The organism is Flavobacterium psychrolimnae, from assembly GCF_003312425.1.
GTDB classification, from domain to species: domain Bacteria; phylum Bacteroidota; class Bacteroidia; order Flavobacteriales; family Flavobacteriaceae; genus Flavobacterium; species Flavobacterium psychrolimnae.
Genome location: NZ_QNUX01000012.1, coordinates 34,745 through 54,521, shown reverse-complemented (window position 1 = coordinate 54,521; position 19,777 = coordinate 34,745). Strand labels below are relative to the sequence as shown.

The following is a 19,777-nucleotide window of genomic DNA, read 5'->3' as shown; positions in this document are numbered from 1 at the left end:
AATGGCAAGATATACTGGTCCAAGTACAAGAATCGCCCGTAAATTTGGCGAAGCAATTTTCGGAGACGACAAAGCTTTCGAAAGAAGAAATTATCCACCCGGACAACACGGGATGGCTAAAAAAAGAGGTAAAAAATCTGAGTTTGCTATCCAATTAATGGAGAAACAAAAAGCTAAATATTCTTACGGAATTTTAGAAAAACAATTCAGAGGTTTATTCAAAAAAGCATCAGCTACTAAAGGTGTTACTGGTGAAGTTCTTTTACAATTATGTGAAGCAAGATTAGATAACGTTGTTTTTAGAATGGGTATTGCCCCTTCAAGAAGAGGAGCGAGACAACTTGTTTCTCACAGACATATCACTGTTAACGGTGATGTTGTAAATATTGCTTCTTACCACCTTAAGCCTGGTGATAAAGTTGCAGTTCGTGAAAAATCTAAATCTTTAGAAGCTATCGAACGTTCTTTATCTAATTCAAGTCATGTTTATGAATGGATTACTTGGAATAATGATATCAAAGAAGGTACTTTCGTTTCTGTACCTGCGAGACTTCAAATCCCAGAAAACATTAAAGAACAATTAATCGTAGAGTTGTACAACAAATAATAATTGACTTAGTCGAAATTTATGGCAATATTTAATTTTCAGAAGCCCGATAAAGTTATCATGATCGATTCAACCGATTTTGAAGGTAAATTTGAATTCAGACCTTTAGAACCTGGTTACGGATTGACTGTTGGTAATGCACTTAGAAGAGTTTTGCTTTCAGCATTAGAAGGTTATGCAATTACATCTGTTCGCATTGAAGGTGTAGATCATGAGTTTTCTACTATTTCAGGAGTTGTTGAAGACGTTACCGAAATTATCCTTAATCTTAAACAAGTACGTTTCAAACGTCAAATTGAAGACATCGATAATGAATCAGTTACTATTTCTGTTTCAGGTAAAGACCAATTAACAGCTGGTGATTTTCAAAAATTTATTTCAGGTTTCCAAGTTTTGAATCCAGAACTAGTTATCTGTAATTTAGACAGTAAAATCAAACTTAATTTCGATTTAACAATCGAAAAAGGTAGAGGCTATGTTCCTGCTGAAGAGAACAAAAAGCAGAATGCTGCAATTGGAACTATTTTTACAGATTCAATTTTTACTCCGGTAAAAAATGTAAAATATGCTATTGAAAACTTCCGTGTAGAGCAAAAAACAGATTACGAAAAATTAGTTTTTGAAATAAAAACTGATGGTTCTATCAATCCTAAAGATGCTCTTACTGAAGCTGCAAAAGTTTTAATTCACCACTTCATGTTGTTTTCTGACGAAAGAATTACACTCGAGGCTGACGAAATTGCACAAACAGAATCATATGATGAAGAGTCATTGCACATGAGACAATTGCTTAAAACTAAGCTTGTTGATATGGATCTTTCTGTTAGAGCATTAAATTGTTTGAAAGCGGCTGAAGTTGATACACTTGGTGATTTAGTATCGTTCAATAAAAATGACCTAATGAAATTCCGTAATTTTGGTAAAAAATCTTTAACTGAACTTGATGAACTTGTTGCAGTTAAAAATTTGAACTTCGGTATGGATTTAGCAAAATACAAACTAGATAAAGAATAATCTAAGCCGCAAGGTTTAAATTTACATAGCAATGAGACACGGAAAAAAATTCAATCACTTAAGCAGACAGACTGCGCATAGAAAATCTATGTTAGCTAATATGGCTTGTTCTCTTATCGAGCACAAACGTATTAACACTACTGTTGCTAAAGCAAAAGCGCTTAAACAATTCGTTGAGCCTTTAATAACAAAATCAAAACAAGATACGACTCACAATCGTCGTATCGTTTTTGCTTACTTACGTAGCAAATATGCCGTAACTGACTTGTTCAGAGACGTAGCTGCCAAAGTAGGAGATCGTCCAGGTGGATACACTCGTATCATTAAAGTTGGAAATCGTTTAGGAGATAATGCTGATATGGCAATGATCGAATTAGTAGATTTCAACGAACTTTACAATGGTGGTAAAAAAGAAGTTAAAAAAGCAAAAAGCCGTCGTGGTGGTAAAGCTAAGAAAGATGAAGCTACTGAAACTCCAGCTGCTGAAACTGAAACAACTACTGAGACTGCTGAGTAATTATGAAAATAATCATTCAATAAAAATCAAGGATAATCTATTTATAGTTTATCCTTTTTTTTTTGATTTTTTCGGAGCATAACATTTCGAGTTTTTAAGAACTAATTGTCCCACTTTCATTTGCAAAGGAAGTTCACTGAACTCCGCTTAAAATGAATGCTAAGTGAAGTAATCTTTTCTTTTAAAGAATAAAAAGGGATTTACACTTCAAACGAAGTTAATGAACTCGTATGGAAATTGAAGCTAAGTGAAGTAATCAGGCCTACCTTAAAACTTTTCCCTAATACAAGAAGACTTGAGAAACATAAAATTTTAAAAAACATTGGATTCACTGTTTTAAAGAATTAAATTTGCAAAATATTTAACTACACATGAAATATACAACACGACAAAAAGCAATTCTTCTATTAAGTGACGGAACTATATTCCACGGAAAATCTATTGGAATAAGTGGAACTACTTTTGGAGAAGTTTGCTTTAATACAGGAATGACAGGTTACCAAGAAATATTCACTGACCCTTCTTATTTTGGTCAATTAATGGTAGCTACCAATGCCCATATTGGAAATTATGGTGTAAACGATTCAGAAGTTGAATCACAAAGCATTAAAATATCTGGATTAGTTTGTAAAAATTTCAGCTTCAATTATTCTCGTGAAGATGCTTCGGGGAGTTTAGAAGATTATTTTATCAAACAAAACTTAATATGTATTTCTGATGTAGATACACGTGCACTTGTAAGTTATATTCGTGACAACGGAGCTATGAATGCTGTAATCTGTACAGATGAAACTCCTATTGAAGAACTTAAAATTGCATTATCAAAGGTTCCAGACATGAAAGGTTTAGAATTGGCTTCTAAAGTTTCAACAACAGAACCTTACTTTTTTGGGGATGAAAATGCTACCTATAAAATCGCAGCACTTGATTTAGGTATTAAAACAAATATACTTCGTAACCTGGCAAAAAGAGATTGTTACATCAAAGTATTTCCTTTTGATTCTTCTTATGAAGATTTAGCTGCTTTTAACCCGGATGGATATTTTTTATCCAATGGACCTGGTGATCCAGAGCCACTTTCTGGAGCGATTCAAGTAGCCAAAGAAATTCTTAAAAAGGATAAGCCTTTATTTGGAATTTGTTTGGGACATCAAGTCATTGGTTTAGCCAATGGAATTTCGACTTATAAAATGTTCAACGGACACAGAGGAATTAATCATCCCGTGAAAAACATCATTACCGGAAAAGGTGAAATTACTTCACAAAATCATGGTTTTGCAGTTAATAAAGAAGAATTAGATAATCATCCTGATTTAGAGATTACACATCTTCATCTAAATGATGGTACGGTTGCAGGAATGCGTGTGAAAAATAAAAACTGTTTTTCCGTTCAATATCATCCGGAAGCAAGTCCTGGTCCTCACGATTCATCGTACTTATTTGATCAATTCATTGAGAACATAAAAGGTTAATATTTGGATTTCTTCCAATATTAGGTATAAAAATGGGTTTGACTTTTAAATAAGTCAAACCCATTTTTTTTCTTTAATAGTTTACATACCGAAAGGATAAGTTTCAGGGATTTGATTCCCATTAACTTCAATATTTATGGGATGTAAAGCGTTAGTTTTATCAATAAATATAAAAGCATCATATCTTTTTGGTAGTATTGTAAGAACATAATTTCCAAATCTTTCGTGTTCTGGATTATAAACAACTCCTATAGCACGATGACCTATGAGCGATGAAAGACATTTCTCATCCTTTACCTTATTCATTAATAATAATCTATTTTGTCCATTGTTTGCAATGTGAAAAGCATGTTCCCAGCTTCCTTCAACTGCTTCTGGAACTTTTATTTTTCGCATAGAATCTCCCCATTCTCTTCCTCCAATCACACTGCCTTTATATGATCCAAATCCCACTGCAACAACACCGTCTGTAGCATATTTTTCCCTTAGTAATTGTCCCACATTTACCATTCCTTCAGATGCCATATCTGTAGCACGGGCATCACCAATATGAGTGTTATGTTCCCAAATGATAATTTTAGCATCCTTTCCATGGAATTTCATTAGCCTGTCTATAGTGGAAACCATATGTTCGTCACGAATATTCCAGGAAGCTGAACCTCTTTTTATCATGGCTCGATAGTATTTTTCGGCATTTCTGGTCACGAAAGCATTTTGTTCTATGCTTAAAACATTCTCTAAATCATGATTGTAATTAGGAACGTTTCTAAGAATTTCGTTAAGCATGTGTATGATTTCTTTTTCGCATAATTCTGGAATAAAAGAAGAAGCTCTTGCATAAGATTGTCCCTCATCTTTACCGTAAGGTTCAAAACATTTCATTGCAGTTTTTGCTATTGCCAAGGCTTTTGGATCGTTTTTTTCTAAAAATTGAATTATGGAATTCATGGATTCTCTAAAACTATATACATCCAGACCATAAAAACCTATTCTTTCATCAGCAGGAAAGCTTTCGTTATAAACCTTGAGCCAGTCTATGAATGCTGCAATTTCCCAATTTGCCCACATCCATGTTGGCCATCTTTTAAATTCATTGAGTACACTTAAAATATCTTTACCGGAATCTAAATATCCTTTTGCAAAACGATTTAATCGATAGCAATCTGGCCAATCACCTTCGACAGCTATAAAAGAAAATCCTTTTTCTTGAATTAAACGTTGTGTAATCTTTGCTCTCCAAGTGTAATATTCGTGGGTTCCGTGTGAGGCTTCTCCTAAAAGTACATATTTTGCGTCTCCGATATAATTCATTAGCGGATCTAAATCGGTAGCGTTTTCCAAAGGTAAAGAAGTTCTTTTTAATAATGAAGTAATCTCTTCATGATTAATATTGTTTTGGGCTGTTTTCAATGTTTCCATCAGATTTTAATTTAAAAATTAATACTTTAAATATTCTTTAGAAAGCAGGATATAAAACAGTTTTATGTCTATTTAGATAACACTATAAAATTAGTTTATATAACTGAAAATCAGTATTTTGATAATGTTAAATTTATCTTTTAATCATTTTTTTTAATTTTAAATGACATTATTAAATTTTAGTATCTGTGCAGTAATTATTTTAAATAAAAAACAGAAAAATAACGGATACTGTAAAAATAAATTCCTTAAAAAGCTGAAATGTTCTGTTTGTAAAAAAATTATAACGTTTTCGTTAATAACATTCATTATTTTCATAAAATCATTCCAAAAGATAGAATATATTTGTAATTCAAAATTTAAATTTTAGTATTATGAGTATAATTATCAAGATTCACGCAAGACAAATTTTTGATTCAAGAGGAAATCCTACAATAGAAGTAGATGTAATTACAGACAATGGTGTTTTAGGAAGAGCTGCAGTACCATCTGGGGCTTCAACTGGAGAGCACGAAGCAGTTGAATTACGTGATGGAGGAAAAGCGTTTCTTGGAAAAGGAGTTTTGAATGCGGTGAAAAATGTGAATACCATTATTTCTGAAGAACTGGTAGGAGTTTCTGTTTTCGAACAAAATCTAATCGACCAAACGATGATTGATTTAGATGGTACTCCAAATAAATCAAACTTAGGAGCAAATGCAATTTTAGGAGTTTCTTTGGCTGTTGCCAAAGCTGCTGCTAACGAATTGGGATTGCCATTATACAGATACGTAGGTGGTGTTTCGGCAAATACGTTGCCTGTACCAATGATGAATATTATTAATGGAGGTTCTCATTCTGATGCCCCTATTGCATTTCAAGAATTCATGATTTTCCCGGTAAAAGCAACTTCTTTTTCACATGCCATGCAAATGGGAACTGAAATTTTTCACAGCTTGAAAAAAGTATTACATGACAGAGGACTTTCTACTGCTGTAGGTGACGAAGGAGGTTTTGCACCAAATCTTGCTGGAGGAACTGAAGATGCTTTGGATACAATCAAAAAAGCTGTTGAAAATGCAGGATATACTTTTGGGGATGAAATCATGATTGCTTTAGATTGTGCTGCTGCAGAATTTTATGTAAACGGAAAATACGATTATACTAAATTTGAAGGAGAAACAGGTAAAATTAGATCTTCTGAAGAACAAGTGGAGTATCTGGCTGAATTAGCAGCTAAATATCCTATTATTTCTATTGAAGATGGAATGGATGAAAATGACTGGGATGGATGGAAATTGCTTACAGAAAGAATTGGTGATAAAGTCCAGTTAGTTGGAGATGATTTATTCGTTACTAATGTGGAGCGCTTGTCAACTGGTATCGAAAAAGGTATCGCTAATTCAATTCTTATTAAAGTGAACCAAATTGGAACTTTGACTGAAACGATTGCAGCTGTGAATATGGCTAAAAATGCAGGTTATACTTCAGTAATGTCACACCGTTCAGGAGAAACAGAAGATAACACGATTGCTGATTTAGCAGTAGCGTTAAACTGTGGCCAAATTAAAACTGGTTCAGCTTCTCGTTCAGATCGTATGGCTAAATACAATCAATTATTGAGAATTGAGGAAGAGTTAGGGAATTCAGCGTATTTCCCTGGTAAGGCCGCTTTTAAAATAAAATAAATTCTTACGATATTTTTTTATAAGCCATTCGCCTTGTGTGAGTGGCTTTTTTGTATAATATTTAACAATTTCATTGTGTTATTCTCTTTTTAATTAGTGTTTAATTCCTTAGATTTGAGAAATTATTATTTTAAAAGTTTATTTTCAAATATATTATGTCAAAAACAGCAACATTAGAAATTGATGGAAAGAAAATTGAACTGCCTATAATTGTAGGAAGTGAAAATGAAGTTGCCATCGATATTAACAAATTACGTGATTTATCCGGTATAATAACACTAGATCCGGGCTATAAAAATTCAGGATCTTGTAAAAGTGACATCACTTTTTTAGATGGAGAGTTAGGAATTCTTCGTTACAGAGGTTATTCTATTGAAGATTTAGCAGATAAAGCAGATTTTCTTGAAGTATCGTATCTTTTAATTTTTGGAGAATTGCCAACTGTTAAGCAGTTAGCGCAATTTGAAACGGATATTAGAAAATACACTTTGGTCAATGAAGAAATGAAAAACATCATTGATGGTTTTCCTAAAACAGCACATCCAATGGGTGTTTTAGCAGCTTTGACAAGTGCATTGACAGCATTCAATCCTAAATCAGTGAATGTTGATAATGAAAAAGAAATGTATGAAGCGGTTTGTAAAACTATGGGTAAATTCCTGGTTATAGCAACTTGGACGTATAGAAAAAGCATGGGTTATCCTTTGAATTATTACGATAATACAAAAGGATATGTAGAAAACTTCATGCGTTTGATGTTTGAATTACCTACAGAACCTTACACGGCAAACCCAGTAGTTATCGATGCATTAGATAAATTGTTTATTCTTCACGGAGATCATGAGCAAAACTGTTCAACTTCTACTGTAAGAATGGTGGGTTCTTCTCACGCAGGATTATTTGCTTCAATATCTGCTGGAGTTTCTGCACTTTGGGGACCATTACACGGAGGAGCTAATCAAGCCGTTCTTGAAATGTTAGAAGAAATCCACAGAAATGGTGGAGATGCTGATAAATATATGGCTAAAGCCAAAGATAAAAATGACCCTTTCCGTTTAATGGGTTTTGGTCACAGAGTTTACAAGAATTTTGATCCAAGAGCAAAAATCATCAAAAAAGCAGCTAATGAAGTTTTAGCAACTTTAGGTGTTGAAGATCCAATTCTTGCCATTGCAAAGAAACTTGAAGAAGCAGCTTTAGAAGATGAATATTTCAAATCAAGAAATTTATATCCTAATGTAGATTTTTATTCTGGAATTATTTACAGAGCATTAGGAATTCCTACAGATATGTTTACTGTAATGTTTGCAATAGGTCGTTTACCGGGTTGGATCGCACAATGGAAAGAAATGCGTGAAAATAAAGAGCCTATCGGAAGGCCAAGACAAGTTTACACGGGGCACCCTTTAAGGGATTTTGTGCCAACAGATAAAAGATAAAATCAGTTTAAAAAGCTTCACTAATTTGTGGAGCTTTTTTTATATTTGCCAAAAGCTAAAAATACATGTTAGAGTTAAATATAAAGAATGAAACTTCAAGACTCCGAGCAGTAGTTCTGGGTTCAGCAGTTAATAATGGACCTACGCCAAAGGAGGAAGAAGCCTATGATCCTAAATCATTAGAACATATTTTAGCAGGGACTTATCCAGTCGAGAAAGATATGGTTGATGAAATGGAAGCATTTAATGCTGTACTAAAAAAATATAATGTGACTGTTTATCGTCCGGAAATGATTGAAAATTACAATCAGATATTCACCAGAGACATTGGTTTCGTGATTGATGATGTTTTTGTAAAATCGAATATTTTACCAGACAGAGAACGCGAACTGGATGCAATCCAATATATAATTGACCAAATTAATCCTAAAAAAGTAGTTCGTCCTCCAGAGAAAGTGCATATAGAAGGTGGTGATGTTATGTTGTGGAACGATTATATTTTCATTGGAACCTATAAAGGGAGTGACTACAAAGATTACATTACGGCAAGAACGAATATACAAGGAGTACAATACATAAAAGATTTGTTTCCAAATAAGATTGTCAAAGAATTCGATTTGGTAAAATCTAAAATTGAAGCTCGTGACAATGCATTGCATTTAGATTGTTGTTTTCAACCTGTTGGGAATGACAAAGGAATTATCTACAAAAATGGTTTCCGTGAAGAGGCAGATTATTTGTTTCTGGTAAATCTGTTTGGAAAGGAAAACTTATTCCATATTACCAGAGACGAAATGTATAATATGAATTCCAATATTTTTTCAATCGATACGAATGTTGTTGTTTCGGAAAGAAATTTTACCAGACTTAACAATTGGTTGCGCACAAACGATTTTGTCGTAGAAGAAATTCCATACGCAGAAATCGCAAAACAAGAAGGATTGTTGCGATGTTCTACTTTGCCTTTAATTAGAGATTAAATATTTGTTTAAGGTTTAAAGTTTAATGTTGATCAACATTAAACTTTAAACTATTAAACTTTAAACTAAAAAATATATGAAACAAACGACAAATTCCATACTGATGATTCGCCCGGTTGCGTTTAGAATGAACGAACAAACGGCAGTAAATAATTATTATCAAAAAGTATTAGACGGACTTTTACCCGCAACTGTAAATGCTAAAGCGCAACAAGAATTTGATGCTTTTGTCGAAAAACTAACAGCAGTAGGTGTTGATGTTACCGTTGTTGATGATACATTAAATCCAGATACTCCGGATAGTATTTTTCCAAACAACTGGATTTCTTTTCACGAGAATGGTGACGTAGCTTTATATCCAATGTTTGCTGAAAATCGTCGTCACGAACGTCGTGAGGAAATTTTAGATTTACTGGAAGAAAAAGGTTTTGTGATTCATAATATTATAGATTACACTTCCGCTGAAGAAGATGGGTTTTTCTTAGAAGGAACAGGAAGTTTACTTTTAGACAGAGCAAATGCTAAAGCGTATTGCGCATTATCTCCAAGAGCGGATGAAGAATTATTCATCGAATTCTGTGAGGATTTTGATTATGCACCAGTGATTTTTGAAGCTTTTCAAACGGTTGATTCGGAGCGAAAACTGATTTATCATACTAACGTGATGATGTGCTTAGGCGAAACTTTTGCGGTAATTTGTTCGGATTGTATTGATGATAAAAAAGAACGCAAAATGGTTTTGGACAATCTGAAAGAAAATGGAAAAGAAATCATTTTGATTACAGAAGCCCAAATGAACAATTTTGCGGGGAATATGCTTGAAGTTCGTGGAGTAAATGACAAACGATATTTGGTTATGAGTACGGCTGCACATCAAAGTTTGACTCCAAAACAAATTGAGCAATTGGAAAAACATGCTGAAATTTTGAGTTCAAGTCTGGATACGATTGAAGCTTGTGGCGGAGGAAGCGCCAGATGTATGATGGCAGAGATTTTCTTGCCAAGAAATTAAAAAAAGAAAACCGGATAAGATTTTAAATCATATCCGGTTTTTTTCTAGTTGTAATTTAAGTTTAGGAAAGATTCCCTTTTATAATATTGATAATGGCACTTACGATATATTGAATTCCTATCGCAATTACAATAAAACCAACAATTCTTGATATCGCTACAATTCCGGATGCTCCAAGTATTTTTGCTAAATAATGAGCACTTTTTAGAATGATAAATATGGTTACTGCAATGGCAAGAATAGCAATGGAAGAGATGATTATCTCCATAGTTGTATTGTGTTCCTGATAAAAAGCAATAAGTAAAGAAATAGAACCAGGGCCGGCAAGCATTGGGATTGCAAGCGGTGTCAAAGCAATGTCATTCCTTTGTTGCGCATCAGTTTCTGCTTTTTTGTTAATACCTCGTTTCTTAGTAAATTTTCCGGAAAGTAATGAAAAACCGGAACTCACGATAATAATTCCGCCCGCTATTCGGAGTGCATCAATACTGATTCCAAAAAAAAGCAATACATATTGGCCTATAAAAAACGAGACGATAAGAATGATAAATACATTTATCGCCGTCCATAAAGAAATTCTGGAACGCTCTTTTTTAGAGTCGTGTTGCGTAAGTCCCACAAAAATAGGAACGGTACCAATAGGATTTAGAACGGAAAAAAGGGCAACAAAAAGATAAATAAATAGATCCATATTTTATTTTTAAGAGTGTAAAAATACTCTTTTTTTGTTTTTTAATGTTAGGCGAATGTTTTTTATTGCAGGTGTAAGTAAACCTTAAAATTGCTAAACGGATAAACCTTTTTGATTACTTTTGCCAAATACAATTATAGAAAATGATAAAGAATAAAAAAACATTGGTTCTTGGAGCGACAACTAAACCAGAGCGCTACGCTTTCAAAGCCGTAAATATGTTAGTAGAAAAAGGGCATTCCGTTCTTGCATTAGGCCAAAATGCTGGCGAAGTTGCCGGAGTAAAAATCCAGACTAAAGCCATTCCATTAAAAAATATCGATACTGTTACCTTATATTTAAATCCAACACGTCAACGCGATTATTACAATTATATCGTCGAAGCAAAACCAAAACGTGTTATTTTCAATCCGGGTACTGAAAATCCAGAATTCTATCAGTTGTTGAAATTGAATGATATTAAAGTAGAAGTAGCTTGTACGTTAGTTTTGTTAGCTACCAATCAGTATTAAATTTTTCAGGAGCTATTCCAGCTATACGCTTTATCTTTTCTTGTTCCGTTAAAAAAAAACGGAACAAGAAAAGGATGTCGCTGCTATCTGGGCTAAAAACTAGAATCGTGTTTCAGAAGTGGCATTTTTGCTAATCAACAACAATCCTAGAAAAGTGATTAGCCCGTTTACGATAATCAATTCGTTATCAAAAATATATCCCCAGAATAAAGTCTTCGAATTTTCGCTTATAAAGTACGTTACAGCAGGGGATAATAAGCAAATGAAAGGCACGAATTTGTCTTTCACTGTTTTTGATTTCACAAATAATCCAAAACAATATAATCCCAAAAGCGGTCCATATGTATAGGAAGCCACTCTGAAAATCATTCCCACTACAGAACTGTCATTAATAGCATTAAAAAATATTATCACCAAAAACATTAAAAACGAAAAGACAATATGCACAAGATGCCTATTTCTAACTACGTTTGGCTTGTTTAGATTTTCGGCTTTATCCATTCCTAAAAAATCCACACAAAAAGAAGTTGTTAACGCTGTTAATGCGGAATCCGTCGTAGCAAATGTGGCTGCTGTTAATCCCAATAGGAAAATTACGGATGGAATCAGCGTTAAATGGTTAAACGCAATTTCGGGAAACAGTAAATCGGTTCTGGGTTTTCCAGTAACTAAATCGGTTGGTACTTCTATTCCGTTTTTGGCCGAATAGATATAAAGTAAAGCACCTACGCTAAGGAAAAAGATATTGATAGCTACAAATATTCCAGTGAACGTAAACATGTTTTTTTGGGCTTCGCCAATGTTTTTGCAACTCAGGTTTTTCTGCATTAAATCCTGATCCAAACCTACCATGGCGATAGTTACAAAGATTCCTCCCAGAATTTGTTTTACAAAATGAAACTTACTCGACACAAAATCCTCAAAGAAGAATACCTTAGAATAATTGCTGTTTTTTACTGCTTCAAAAGCTTCGAAAACATTTAAGTTTAAACTTCTGCAAATAAAGAAAATTGTCAAAAAGACAGATGAAACTAAGAAAAAAGTTTGTAAAGTGTCTGTAATTATAATGGTTTTCAATCCGCCTCGATACGTGTAAGCAAATATCAAAGCCAGCGAAATTAAAACCGTAACGGCAAATGGGATTCCGTAAAAGTCAAAAACAAAGCGTTGCAAAACAATCACAACAAGATACAATCGGAATGCCGATCCAATGGTTCTGCTAATCAGGAAAATAGTTGCGGCAGTTTTATATGAGTAAATCCCTAATCGGTGCTCGATGTAACCGTAAATCGAAGTTAAATTCATTCGGTAATAGAGCGGAAGCAATACTTTTGCAATTATGATAAAACCAATTGCATTCCCCAAAACAAACTGAAAGTATTTGAATTGTTCCCCATTTGGAGAACCAACTTCTCCCGGAACAGAAATAAAAGTAACACCGGAGAGTGCGGTTCCAATCATTCCAAAAGCAACTAAATACCATTTGGAATTTTTATTAGCTTTGAAAAAAGCATCGTTGCCGCTGTCTTTTCTGCTTACAAAATGCGAAATCATAAAAAGAATTCCGAAGTAGATTACAATTAGTGATAGAATGGCGAATGGAGTCATTTTTTGAGTTTAATGTGACCAAAATACGATTTTTTGTTTAATGGTATAATTGTTAATTCGTTTATTTGAAAATGTGCCAAATCATCAAATCGATTCGATAAATAACCGATTAAACAAATAAACAAATTGCTACATTTGCAGTTATGGAATTTTCTTCGAAATTAATAGAAAAAGCAGTTAACGAAATGTCTCAGCTGCCAGGAATTGGCAAACGAACTGCACTGCGATTGGTGTTGCATTTATTGAAGCAGCCTAAAGAGCAAACAGGTTTTTTATCGCAAGCCTTGGTCACTATGCGGGAGGATATTAAGTATTGTGCAAGTTGTCATAATATTTCGGATAGTATGATGTGCGAAATTTGTGCAAATCAAAGCAGGAATCACCAGATTATTTGTATCGTCGAGGATATTCGTGATGTGATGGCAATTGAAAATACAGGTCAATTCAGAGGGATTTATCATGTTCTTGGAGGTAAAATTTCTCCCATTGACGGTGTTGGTCCCAGTCAATTAAACATTACTACATTAGTCGAAAAAGTAAAATCAGGAAGTGTAAACGAGATTATTTTTGCTTTAAGCTCCACGATGGAGGGTGATACTACAAATTTTTATATCTACAAACAAATTGCCGATTGTGAAATAGTAATATCAACAATTGCTAGAGGGATTTCGGTGGGCGATGAACTAGAATATGCGGATGAAGTTACTTTGGGACGCAGTATATTGCATCGAGTTCCATTCGAAAAATCTTTTAAAAATAATTAATCTATTTAAAAAATAGCGATGCTTTTTAAATCGTAAATGAAAAGCTATATTTGTCGCTTAAAAAATATTTAAAATGCGCAAATCCGTACTCTATTTGTTGTTGGTTGTTAGTGTGTTGCTATCCTCTTGTATCCCAACCAAAGATTTAATCTATCTTCAGAAAAAAGATAGTTCACAACAGGAAGCTACCATTGCAGCAGTAGAAACTAAGCCGTATCGTTTGCAAATAAATGATGTTTTGAGTATTACCATAAAAGCGATTGATCCTAAACTAGTAGCTATGTTTAGTCCTTCAAGTGAAGGTGCTGCGGTAGGAAAGTCGGAGTCAGGATTATATTTTGATGGTTTTACTGTGGATGATCATGGGAATATCAGAGTTCCAGTTTTAGGTGATTTAAATGTAATTGGGTACACGCTTGATGAAGTTCGAATGCGTTTAGAGAAGCAATTATTGGCAGAATATTTCAATAAAGAAGCAAATATTTTTGTGACTGTAAAATTGGCAGGTTTCCGATATACAATTAATGGGGAAATAAGTGGTCCTGGTACAAAAACCTTATTTCAAGAGCACGTAAATATCATGGAAGCTGTTGCAAATGCTGGTGATATTACGATAACAGGTGATAGAAAAGCGGTTACGATAATGCGAAAAACACCAACAGGAGTTGAAATGCATGATTTAGATCTTACGGATATAAATGTGATGAAATCGCCCTATTTTTATTTACAACCGAACGATTATGTGTATATAAAGCCACTCAAACAAAAGACTTGGGGAACCGGAAAAACGGGAATCGAATCCTTAGGAACAATCATTACGTTGTTGTCATTAGCCACAACGACTTTTTTGCTATTAAAAAATTAAAAACCGAGATTAAGAAATGTTAGATATAAAAGATTTTTCGATTTTTGAAAATCAAGTCAGTTTTGACTTCAAAGGATTTTTAATAAAAATCGGAAGTTATTGGAAGTGGTTTTTAATAAGTCTGTTAATTACTTTCACGGTTGCCCACCAGGTTAATATTCGTAAAGAAAAAATCTACGGTATGGAAACCCTTATTGCCGTAAAAGAAGAAAGCAATCCACTTTTTACCTCAAATACGAGTTTGGTTTTTAATTGGGGCGGTACTTCGGATCAGGTTCAGACCATTTCAACCACTTTGCAATCCCGTTCTCATAATGAGTTGGTAGTAGATAAACTACAATATTATATAAGTTATCTTTCCCAGGGCAAATACAATTTAGTCGATGCATATGGAGCTGTTCCTTTCACTGTAAACATTGATAAATCTAAAGGGCAACTTGCGGGAACACTTATTGGAATCAAGTTTTTAAGTGAAAATGAATATGAAATCAGAATTCCATTTGAAAACCCAAGCGTTTCAATAGTTACCTATTCCAATAATTCATACAGCAACACAGCTGTTGAAACTGGTGAATTTGTAAAAAGATATAAAGTTGGGCAACAAGTTTCCTTACCTTTTTTAAATTGGAAATTACAAATCAATGACAATCCTGGTTTTTATAAAGGAAACGAATATTTTGTTCAGTTCAATGATTTTGATGGAACAGTATCCGGATACAAAGGGATAAGTGTGCAGTCTGATGATAAAGGAGGTTCAATTATCACTTTAGGAATGCAAGGAACCAATAAAGCAAGAATGGTCGAATATTTGAATTCGACTGTTAAAATGCTTATCAAAAGGCAATTAGATAGTAAGAATCAGTTTGCAACCAATACAATAGCTTTTATCGACAGTACATTAGTTACGATGGAATCCCAACTTAAGGAAACTGGTAACGAGCTGAAAACCTTTAGAAAAGGGAAGAATATTTACGATATTGAAGAGGGCGGAGCAAAATTTTCAGAAAAGATTTTGGCATTTGATGTTACAAAAGACGAGGTTAATCGTAAAATGGCGTATTACAACTCGTTAAAGTCCTACCTGAAAAACAGCGTAAATTATGCGAAACTGCCGGCACCTTCCGTAGCTGGAATTGAAGATCCAAATATTGTTGTTAATGTTTCAAAACTAATCGCGTTGTCGACCCAAAGATCTGAAATGGCTTATGCGGTAAAAAGTGATAAGATATTCAAGGATTTTGACAACCAAATGGAAGCCGTCAAAAATGTATTGTTAGAGAATATAGCAACCGCTAAATCAGCTTTACAATATGATCTAGCAATGGTAAGCAGTAAAATAAATGAAACGGAAAGTACCATAAAACAACTTCCTGAAGATCAACAAGAACTTATTAAGATTAAAAGGAAGTATGATTTAAGCGATAATATTTACAGTACGTTTCTTCAAAAAAGAAGCGAAGCGGATATTGTTAAAGCAGCAAATTTATCCGACGTTCATTTTATAGATCCTGCAAAAGATGTTGGAGGAGGATTGATCGGTCCAAAAACCTCCGTTAATTATGTTTTGGCATTATTTCTGGGAATTCTGTTTCCGTTGATTTTTGTTTTTGCTGTTTTCTTTATCAATAATTCGATTCAAAATACGGAAGATATCAGTAAAATGACAAAGATCCCTTTGATTGGAGTCGTTGGAGTCAATAGAGAAAATACGAATTTAGCGGTGTATGATAAACCTAAATCTGCTTTGTCGGAATCCTTTAGAGCAATTCGTTCGTCGCTTCAGTTTTTGTACAAACAACAAAATGTAGACGGTGCTAAGACGTTGATGATTACTTCTTCTGTGAGTGGTGAAGGAAAAACCTTTTGTTCGATAAACATCGCTACAGTATTTGCTTTGAGCGAAAAGAAAACAGTGGTAATTGGGTTGGATTTAAGAAAACCTAAACTGGCTTCTGAGTTTAACTTGTCCAATGAAGTTGGGGTAGTTAATTATTTAATTAAGCAAAAAACAGTTGATGAAATTATTAATAATACTCACATTCCTTATTTGGATGTTATTTTATCGGGTCCTATTCCGCCAAATCCGGCGGAGATGATTATGAGTGAGGGTATGAAAGAATTAATTGAAGAGTTAAAGAAGAAGTACGATTATATTATATTGGATACACCGCCTGTTGGTTTGGTTTCTGATGCGTTAGAATTGGCACAATATTGCGATGTAACGCTGTATATTGTCAGACAGAATTTTACTAAAAAGGACATGATCACTTTGTTAAACAATCGAGTGAAACGCGGGGAGTTAAACAATACCAGCATTATCTTAAATGGTTTAGAAAACAAAGCGAAATATGGCACGGGTTATGGCTATGGATACGGTTACGGCTATGGGTATGGAACCTATGCAAATGGCTATTATGAAGAAGACAAACCGAAAAGTATTTACCAAAAGGTAGCTCAAAAGATACTAAAAAAACCAACGAAGTAGTAGTTAGCTTTTAAAACAAAACGACATGAAAGAGGAAGAACAAAAAGCGATTTTAATTACTGGAGGAGCTGGATTCATAGGGTCTAACCTATGTGAATATTTTTTATCGGAAGGGTATAAGGTGGTTTGTTTAGACAATTTTGCAACAGGTCATCGACACAATTTAAAAGATTTTATAAATAATCCGAATTTTTCTTTGATAGAAGGGGATATTCGTAAGGCAACGGATTGTGCCATTGCGGTAAAAGGAGTCGATTATGTTTTGCATCAGGCGGCTTTAGGTTCGGTGCCGAGGTCTATAAATGATCCGGTTACCACGAATGATGTGAATGTTTCGGGATTTTTGAATATGTTGGTTGCAGCCAGAGACGAAAAAGTAAAACGCTTTGTATATGCAGCAAGCTCTTCGACTTATGGGGATTCAGAAGCTTTGCCAAAGATGGAAAATGTGATTGGGAAACCGCTTTCTCCGTATGCGATAACAAAATATGTGAACGAGTTGTATGCTGAAATTTTCAGCAAGACGTATGGCTTGGAGACGATTGGGTTGCGGTATTTTAATGTTTTTGGAAGAAAGCAAGATCCTAATGGCGCTTATGCGGCTGTGATTCCTAAGTTTGTGATGCAGTTCATGCAACATGAAAGTCCAAAAATAAATGGGGATGGAAATTATTCCCGAGATTTTACTTATATCGATAATGTTATTCAAATGAATGAGTTGGCGATGCTGACACAAAATCCGGAGGCAATTAATACCGTTTATAATACGGCGTACGGAGATAGAAATACGTTGAATAATTTAGTGGATTATCTGAAAGAATCTTTAGCCGAATATGATCCCAAAATAGGGAATGTTACTGTTGAATATGGTCCGAACAGAGCGGGTGATATTCCGCATTCGTTGGCCAGTATTGATAAAGCAAAAACCTTATTAGGTTACAATCCTAAATATTCTATGCAGGAAGGATTGAAAGTAGCGGTAGAATGGTATTGGGAGAATTTGCGTGAATGAGCAATCATAAATTATAATTTACGAATGATGAATTATGAATGATGGATGATGCAAATTGTGTTTGATGCAAATTGCTAACCGTGAGAAGTTAAATTAGAGAATAGAAAAAATAAGAGAATGGAAATTACAAAAATTTGTTGCATTGGAGCTGGTTATGTTGGTGGTCCAACGATGGCTGTCATTGCTCAAAAATGTCCACATATACAGGTTACTGTTGTTGATTTAAATGAAGAGCGCATCGCCGCTTGGAATGATAAAGACACTGCCAATATTCCTATTTATGAGCCGGGATTAGATAAAATTGTTTCGGAAGCACGCGGAAGAAACTTATTTTTTTCAACGGATGTAGAAAAAGCCATCGATGAAGCCCAGATTATTTTTATTTCGGTAAATACGCCAACCAAAACGTATGGAAAAGGAAAAGGTATGGCAGCTGACTTAAAATATATTGAGTTATGCGCTCGACAAATTGCCCGTGTAGCAAAAGACAATAAAATTGTTGTGGAGAAATCGACTCTTCCGGTACGCACCGCAGAAGCGATTAAGAGTATTCTTGATAACACCGGTAACGGAGTGCAGTTTCAAATTTTGTCCAATCCAGAATTTTTAGCGGAAGGAACTGCGGTTTCTGATCTTTTGCAGCCAGACCGAATTCTGATTGGAGGTGACACTACAGCGGAAGGTAAAAAAGCGATTGAGGCTCTTGTTGCTGTATATTCTAATTGGGTACCTGCCGATAAAATATTGACTACTAACGTCTGGTCTTCTGAATTGTCTAAGCTTACCGCTAATGCGTTTTTGGCACAGCGGATTTCTTCGATTAATGCCATGTCGGAACTTTGTGAAAAAACCGGAGCAGATGTGAATGAAGTAGCTAAAGCAATCGGAATGGACAGCAGGATTGGTTCCAAGTTTTTAAAAGCTTCCGTTGGTTTTGGAGGTTCTTGTTTTCAAAAAGACATTTTGAATTTAGTTTACATCGCAAAAACATACGGTCTGCATGAAGTTGCAGATTATTGGGAACAAGTCATCATCATGAATGACCATCAAAAAAGACGTTTTTCCAGCAGAATTGTGCAAACCTTATACAATACGGTTTCGGGTAAGAAAATAACGTTCCTGGGTTGGGCGTTTAAAAAAGATACGAATGATACCCGCGAATCAGCGGCGATTTATGTTGCGGATGATTTAATCAATGAACATGCGAATATCGCTGTTTATGATCCAAAAGTTTCCAACAAAAAAATCATGGATGATTTAAATTATTTGGAAACCAGAAATGCGGAACAAAATGCAAACTCCGTAAGTTCTTTTTCGGATCCTTATGAAGCCTGTCAAAACGCACATGCTATTGCTATACTAACAGAGTGGGATGAGTTTACTCAGTACGACTGGCAGAAAATATATGATTCGATGCAAAAACCCGCTTTTATTTTTGACGGGAGGAATGTACTGAATGCTGCTGAGCTAAGAGGTATTGGGTTTGTGTATCAGGCGATAGGTTCTTGATTTGAGAATTTAGAGTAAAGAATATAGAATAAAGAGGTTTAGAGGGAAAGAGTATGTTGGGTGAAGAATATAAAGAATAGATTATAGAGTAAAGAATATAGAACAAAGAGGTTAAGAGGGAGAGAGAACAAATAACAAAGAACAAAGGAAAGAGAAGAAAGAACAAAGAACAAAGAAGAAAGAATAAAGAATAAAGAGAAAAAT

Annotated in this window: 17 protein-coding genes; 14 read left to right on the top strand and 3 right to left on the bottom strand. The window is 34.4% G+C overall.

Annotation, left to right across the window (positions count from 1 at the left end; genetic code table 11):
- Position 1 precedes the first annotated feature (1 nt).
- The 4 genes from rpsD (at position 2) to carA (ending at position 3,610) form a co-directional block, all read left to right on the top strand.
- Positions 2 to 607: a 30S ribosomal protein S4 gene (rpsD, locus tag DR980_RS12600; RefSeq protein WP_113636693.1), complete on the top strand. Its 606-nt coding sequence runs from the start codon at positions 2 to 4 to the stop codon at positions 605 to 607.
- Positions 608 to 628: 21 nt separating this feature from the next.
- Positions 629 to 1,621 (top strand): DNA-directed RNA polymerase subunit alpha, encoded by a 993-nt coding sequence (locus DR980_RS12595; protein ID WP_039110214.1) that lies wholly within the window; start codon positions 629 to 631, stop codon positions 1,619 to 1,621.
- A gap of 31 nt (positions 1,622 to 1,652) precedes the next feature.
- Positions 1,653 to 2,138 (top strand): 50S ribosomal protein L17, encoded by a 486-nt coding sequence (gene rplQ / locus DR980_RS12590; RefSeq protein WP_113636691.1) that lies wholly within the window; start codon positions 1,653 to 1,655, stop codon positions 2,136 to 2,138.
- A gap of 371 nt (positions 2,139 to 2,509) precedes the next feature.
- Positions 2,510 to 3,610 (top strand): glutamine-hydrolyzing carbamoyl-phosphate synthase small subunit, encoded by a 1,101-nt coding sequence (carA, locus tag DR980_RS12585; protein ID WP_113636689.1) that lies wholly within the window; start codon positions 2,510 to 2,512, stop codon positions 3,608 to 3,610.
- A gap of 81 nt (positions 3,611 to 3,691) precedes the next feature.
- Here carA and DR980_RS12580 read toward each other — a convergent pair whose 3' ends face one another.
- A complete protein-coding gene (locus tag DR980_RS12580) occupies positions 3,692 to 5,029 on the bottom strand; it encodes an erythromycin esterase family protein (RefSeq protein ID WP_113636687.1) in 1,338 nt (445 codons plus the stop codon).
- Between the two features lie 374 nt (positions 5,030 to 5,403).
- Between DR980_RS12580 and eno the strand changes: the two genes are divergently transcribed.
- From eno to ctlX, 4 genes are all read left to right on the top strand, one after another.
- Positions 5,404 to 6,696, top strand: a complete 1,293-nt coding sequence (gene eno, locus DR980_RS12575; RefSeq protein WP_113636684.1) for a phosphopyruvate hydratase — start codon at positions 5,404 to 5,406, stop codon at positions 6,694 to 6,696.
- A 155-nt stretch (positions 6,697 to 6,851) separates the two neighbouring features.
- Positions 6,852 to 8,135: a citrate synthase gene (locus tag DR980_RS12570; protein WP_113636682.1), complete on the top strand. Its 1,284-nt coding sequence runs from the start codon at positions 6,852 to 6,854 to the stop codon at positions 8,133 to 8,135.
- Positions 8,136 to 8,200: 65 nt separating this feature from the next.
- On the top strand, positions 8,201 to 9,115 hold the full coding sequence (locus DR980_RS12565) for a dimethylarginine dimethylaminohydrolase family protein (protein WP_113636680.1): 915 nt from the start codon (positions 8,201 to 8,203) through the stop codon (positions 9,113 to 9,115).
- Between the two features lie 76 nt (positions 9,116 to 9,191).
- A complete protein-coding gene (ctlX, locus tag DR980_RS12560) occupies positions 9,192 to 10,127 on the top strand; it encodes a citrulline utilization hydrolase CtlX (RefSeq protein WP_113636678.1) in 936 nt (311 codons plus the stop codon).
- A gap of 61 nt (positions 10,128 to 10,188) precedes the next feature.
- On the opposite strand, the gene DR980_RS12555 is transcribed toward ctlX, so the two are convergent.
- Positions 10,189 to 10,818, bottom strand: a complete 630-nt coding sequence (locus tag DR980_RS12555) for a MarC family NAAT transporter (protein WP_113636676.1) — start codon at positions 10,816 to 10,818, stop codon at positions 10,189 to 10,191.
- A gap of 146 nt (positions 10,819 to 10,964) precedes the next feature.
- On the opposite strand from DR980_RS12555, the gene DR980_RS12550 reads away from it, so the two are divergent.
- Positions 10,965 to 11,330 carry a CoA-binding protein gene (locus DR980_RS12550; protein ID WP_091173917.1) on the top strand — a complete coding sequence of 122 codons (366 nt, stop codon included), beginning with the start codon at positions 10,965 to 10,967 and terminating at the stop codon, positions 11,328 to 11,330.
- Between the two features lie 99 nt (positions 11,331 to 11,429).
- Here DR980_RS12550 and DR980_RS12545 read toward each other — a convergent pair whose 3' ends face one another.
- Positions 11,430 to 12,938: a sodium:solute symporter gene (locus DR980_RS12545; protein WP_113636674.1), complete on the bottom strand. Its 1,509-nt coding sequence runs from the start codon at positions 12,936 to 12,938 to the stop codon at positions 11,430 to 11,432.
- Positions 12,939 to 13,081: 143 nt separating this feature from the next.
- On the opposite strand from DR980_RS12545, the gene recR reads away from it, so the two are divergent.
- From recR to DR980_RS12520, 5 genes are all read left to right on the top strand, one after another.
- The gene (gene recR / locus DR980_RS12540) at positions 13,082 to 13,702 is read left to right on the top strand and encodes a recombination mediator RecR (protein ID WP_113636672.1); all 621 of its coding nucleotides are present in this window, start codon (positions 13,082 to 13,084) and stop codon (positions 13,700 to 13,702) included.
- Between the two features lie 73 nt (positions 13,703 to 13,775).
- Positions 13,776 to 14,567, top strand: coding sequence for a polysaccharide biosynthesis/export family protein (locus tag DR980_RS12535; protein WP_113636670.1), 792 nt, complete (start codon positions 13,776 to 13,778; stop codon positions 14,565 to 14,567).
- Positions 14,568 to 14,583: 16 nt separating this feature from the next.
- Positions 14,584 to 17,052 carry a polysaccharide biosynthesis tyrosine autokinase gene (locus DR980_RS12530; protein WP_113636668.1) on the top strand — a complete coding sequence of 823 codons (2,469 nt, stop codon included), beginning with the start codon at positions 14,584 to 14,586 and terminating at the stop codon, positions 17,050 to 17,052.
- A gap of 25 nt (positions 17,053 to 17,077) precedes the next feature.
- The gene (locus DR980_RS12525) at positions 17,078 to 18,064 is read left to right on the top strand and encodes an SDR family oxidoreductase (protein ID WP_113636666.1); all 987 of its coding nucleotides are present in this window, start codon (positions 17,078 to 17,080) and stop codon (positions 18,062 to 18,064) included.
- A 117-nt stretch (positions 18,065 to 18,181) separates the two neighbouring features.
- Positions 18,182 to 19,573, top strand: coding sequence for a UDP-glucose 6-dehydrogenase (locus DR980_RS12520; RefSeq protein WP_113636664.1), 1,392 nt, complete (start codon positions 18,182 to 18,184; stop codon positions 19,571 to 19,573).
- The last annotated feature ends 204 nt before the right edge of the window (positions 19,574 to 19,777 follow it).

Coding starts and splice junctions, on each gene's coding strand:
- rpsD (WP_113636693.1), top strand. CDS start 2: ATGGCAAGATATACTGGTCCAAGTACAAGAATCGCCCGTAAATTTGGC.
- DR980_RS12595 (WP_039110214.1), top strand. CDS start 629: ATGGCAATATTTAATTTTCAGAAGCCCGATAAAGTTATCATGATCGAT.
- rplQ (WP_113636691.1), top strand. CDS start 1,653: ATGAGACACGGAAAAAAATTCAATCACTTAAGCAGACAGACTGCGCAT.
- carA (WP_113636689.1), top strand. CDS start 2,510: ATGAAATATACAACACGACAAAAAGCAATTCTTCTATTAAGTGACGGA.
- DR980_RS12580 (WP_113636687.1), bottom strand. CDS start 5,029: ATGGAAACATTGAAAACAGCCCAAAACAATATTAATCATGAAGAGATT.
- eno (WP_113636684.1), top strand. CDS start 5,404: ATGAGTATAATTATCAAGATTCACGCAAGACAAATTTTTGATTCAAGA.
- DR980_RS12570 (WP_113636682.1), top strand. CDS start 6,852: ATGTCAAAAACAGCAACATTAGAAATTGATGGAAAGAAAATTGAACTG.
- DR980_RS12565 (WP_113636680.1), top strand. CDS start 8,201: ATGTTAGAGTTAAATATAAAGAATGAAACTTCAAGACTCCGAGCAGTA.
- ctlX (WP_113636678.1), top strand. CDS start 9,192: ATGAAACAAACGACAAATTCCATACTGATGATTCGCCCGGTTGCGTTT.
- DR980_RS12555 (WP_113636676.1), bottom strand. CDS start 10,818: ATGGATCTATTTATTTATCTTTTTGTTGCCCTTTTTTCCGTTCTAAAT.
- DR980_RS12545 (WP_113636674.1), bottom strand. CDS start 12,938: ATGACTCCATTCGCCATTCTATCACTAATTGTAATCTACTTCGGAATT.
- recR (WP_113636672.1), top strand. CDS start 13,082: ATGGAATTTTCTTCGAAATTAATAGAAAAAGCAGTTAACGAAATGTCT.
- DR980_RS12535 (WP_113636670.1), top strand. CDS start 13,776: ATGCGCAAATCCGTACTCTATTTGTTGTTGGTTGTTAGTGTGTTGCTA.
- DR980_RS12530 (WP_113636668.1), top strand. CDS start 14,584: ATGTTAGATATAAAAGATTTTTCGATTTTTGAAAATCAAGTCAGTTTT.
- DR980_RS12525 (WP_113636666.1), top strand. CDS start 17,078: ATGAAAGAGGAAGAACAAAAAGCGATTTTAATTACTGGAGGAGCTGGA.
- DR980_RS12520 (WP_113636664.1), top strand. CDS start 18,182: ATGGAAATTACAAAAATTTGTTGCATTGGAGCTGGTTATGTTGGTGGT.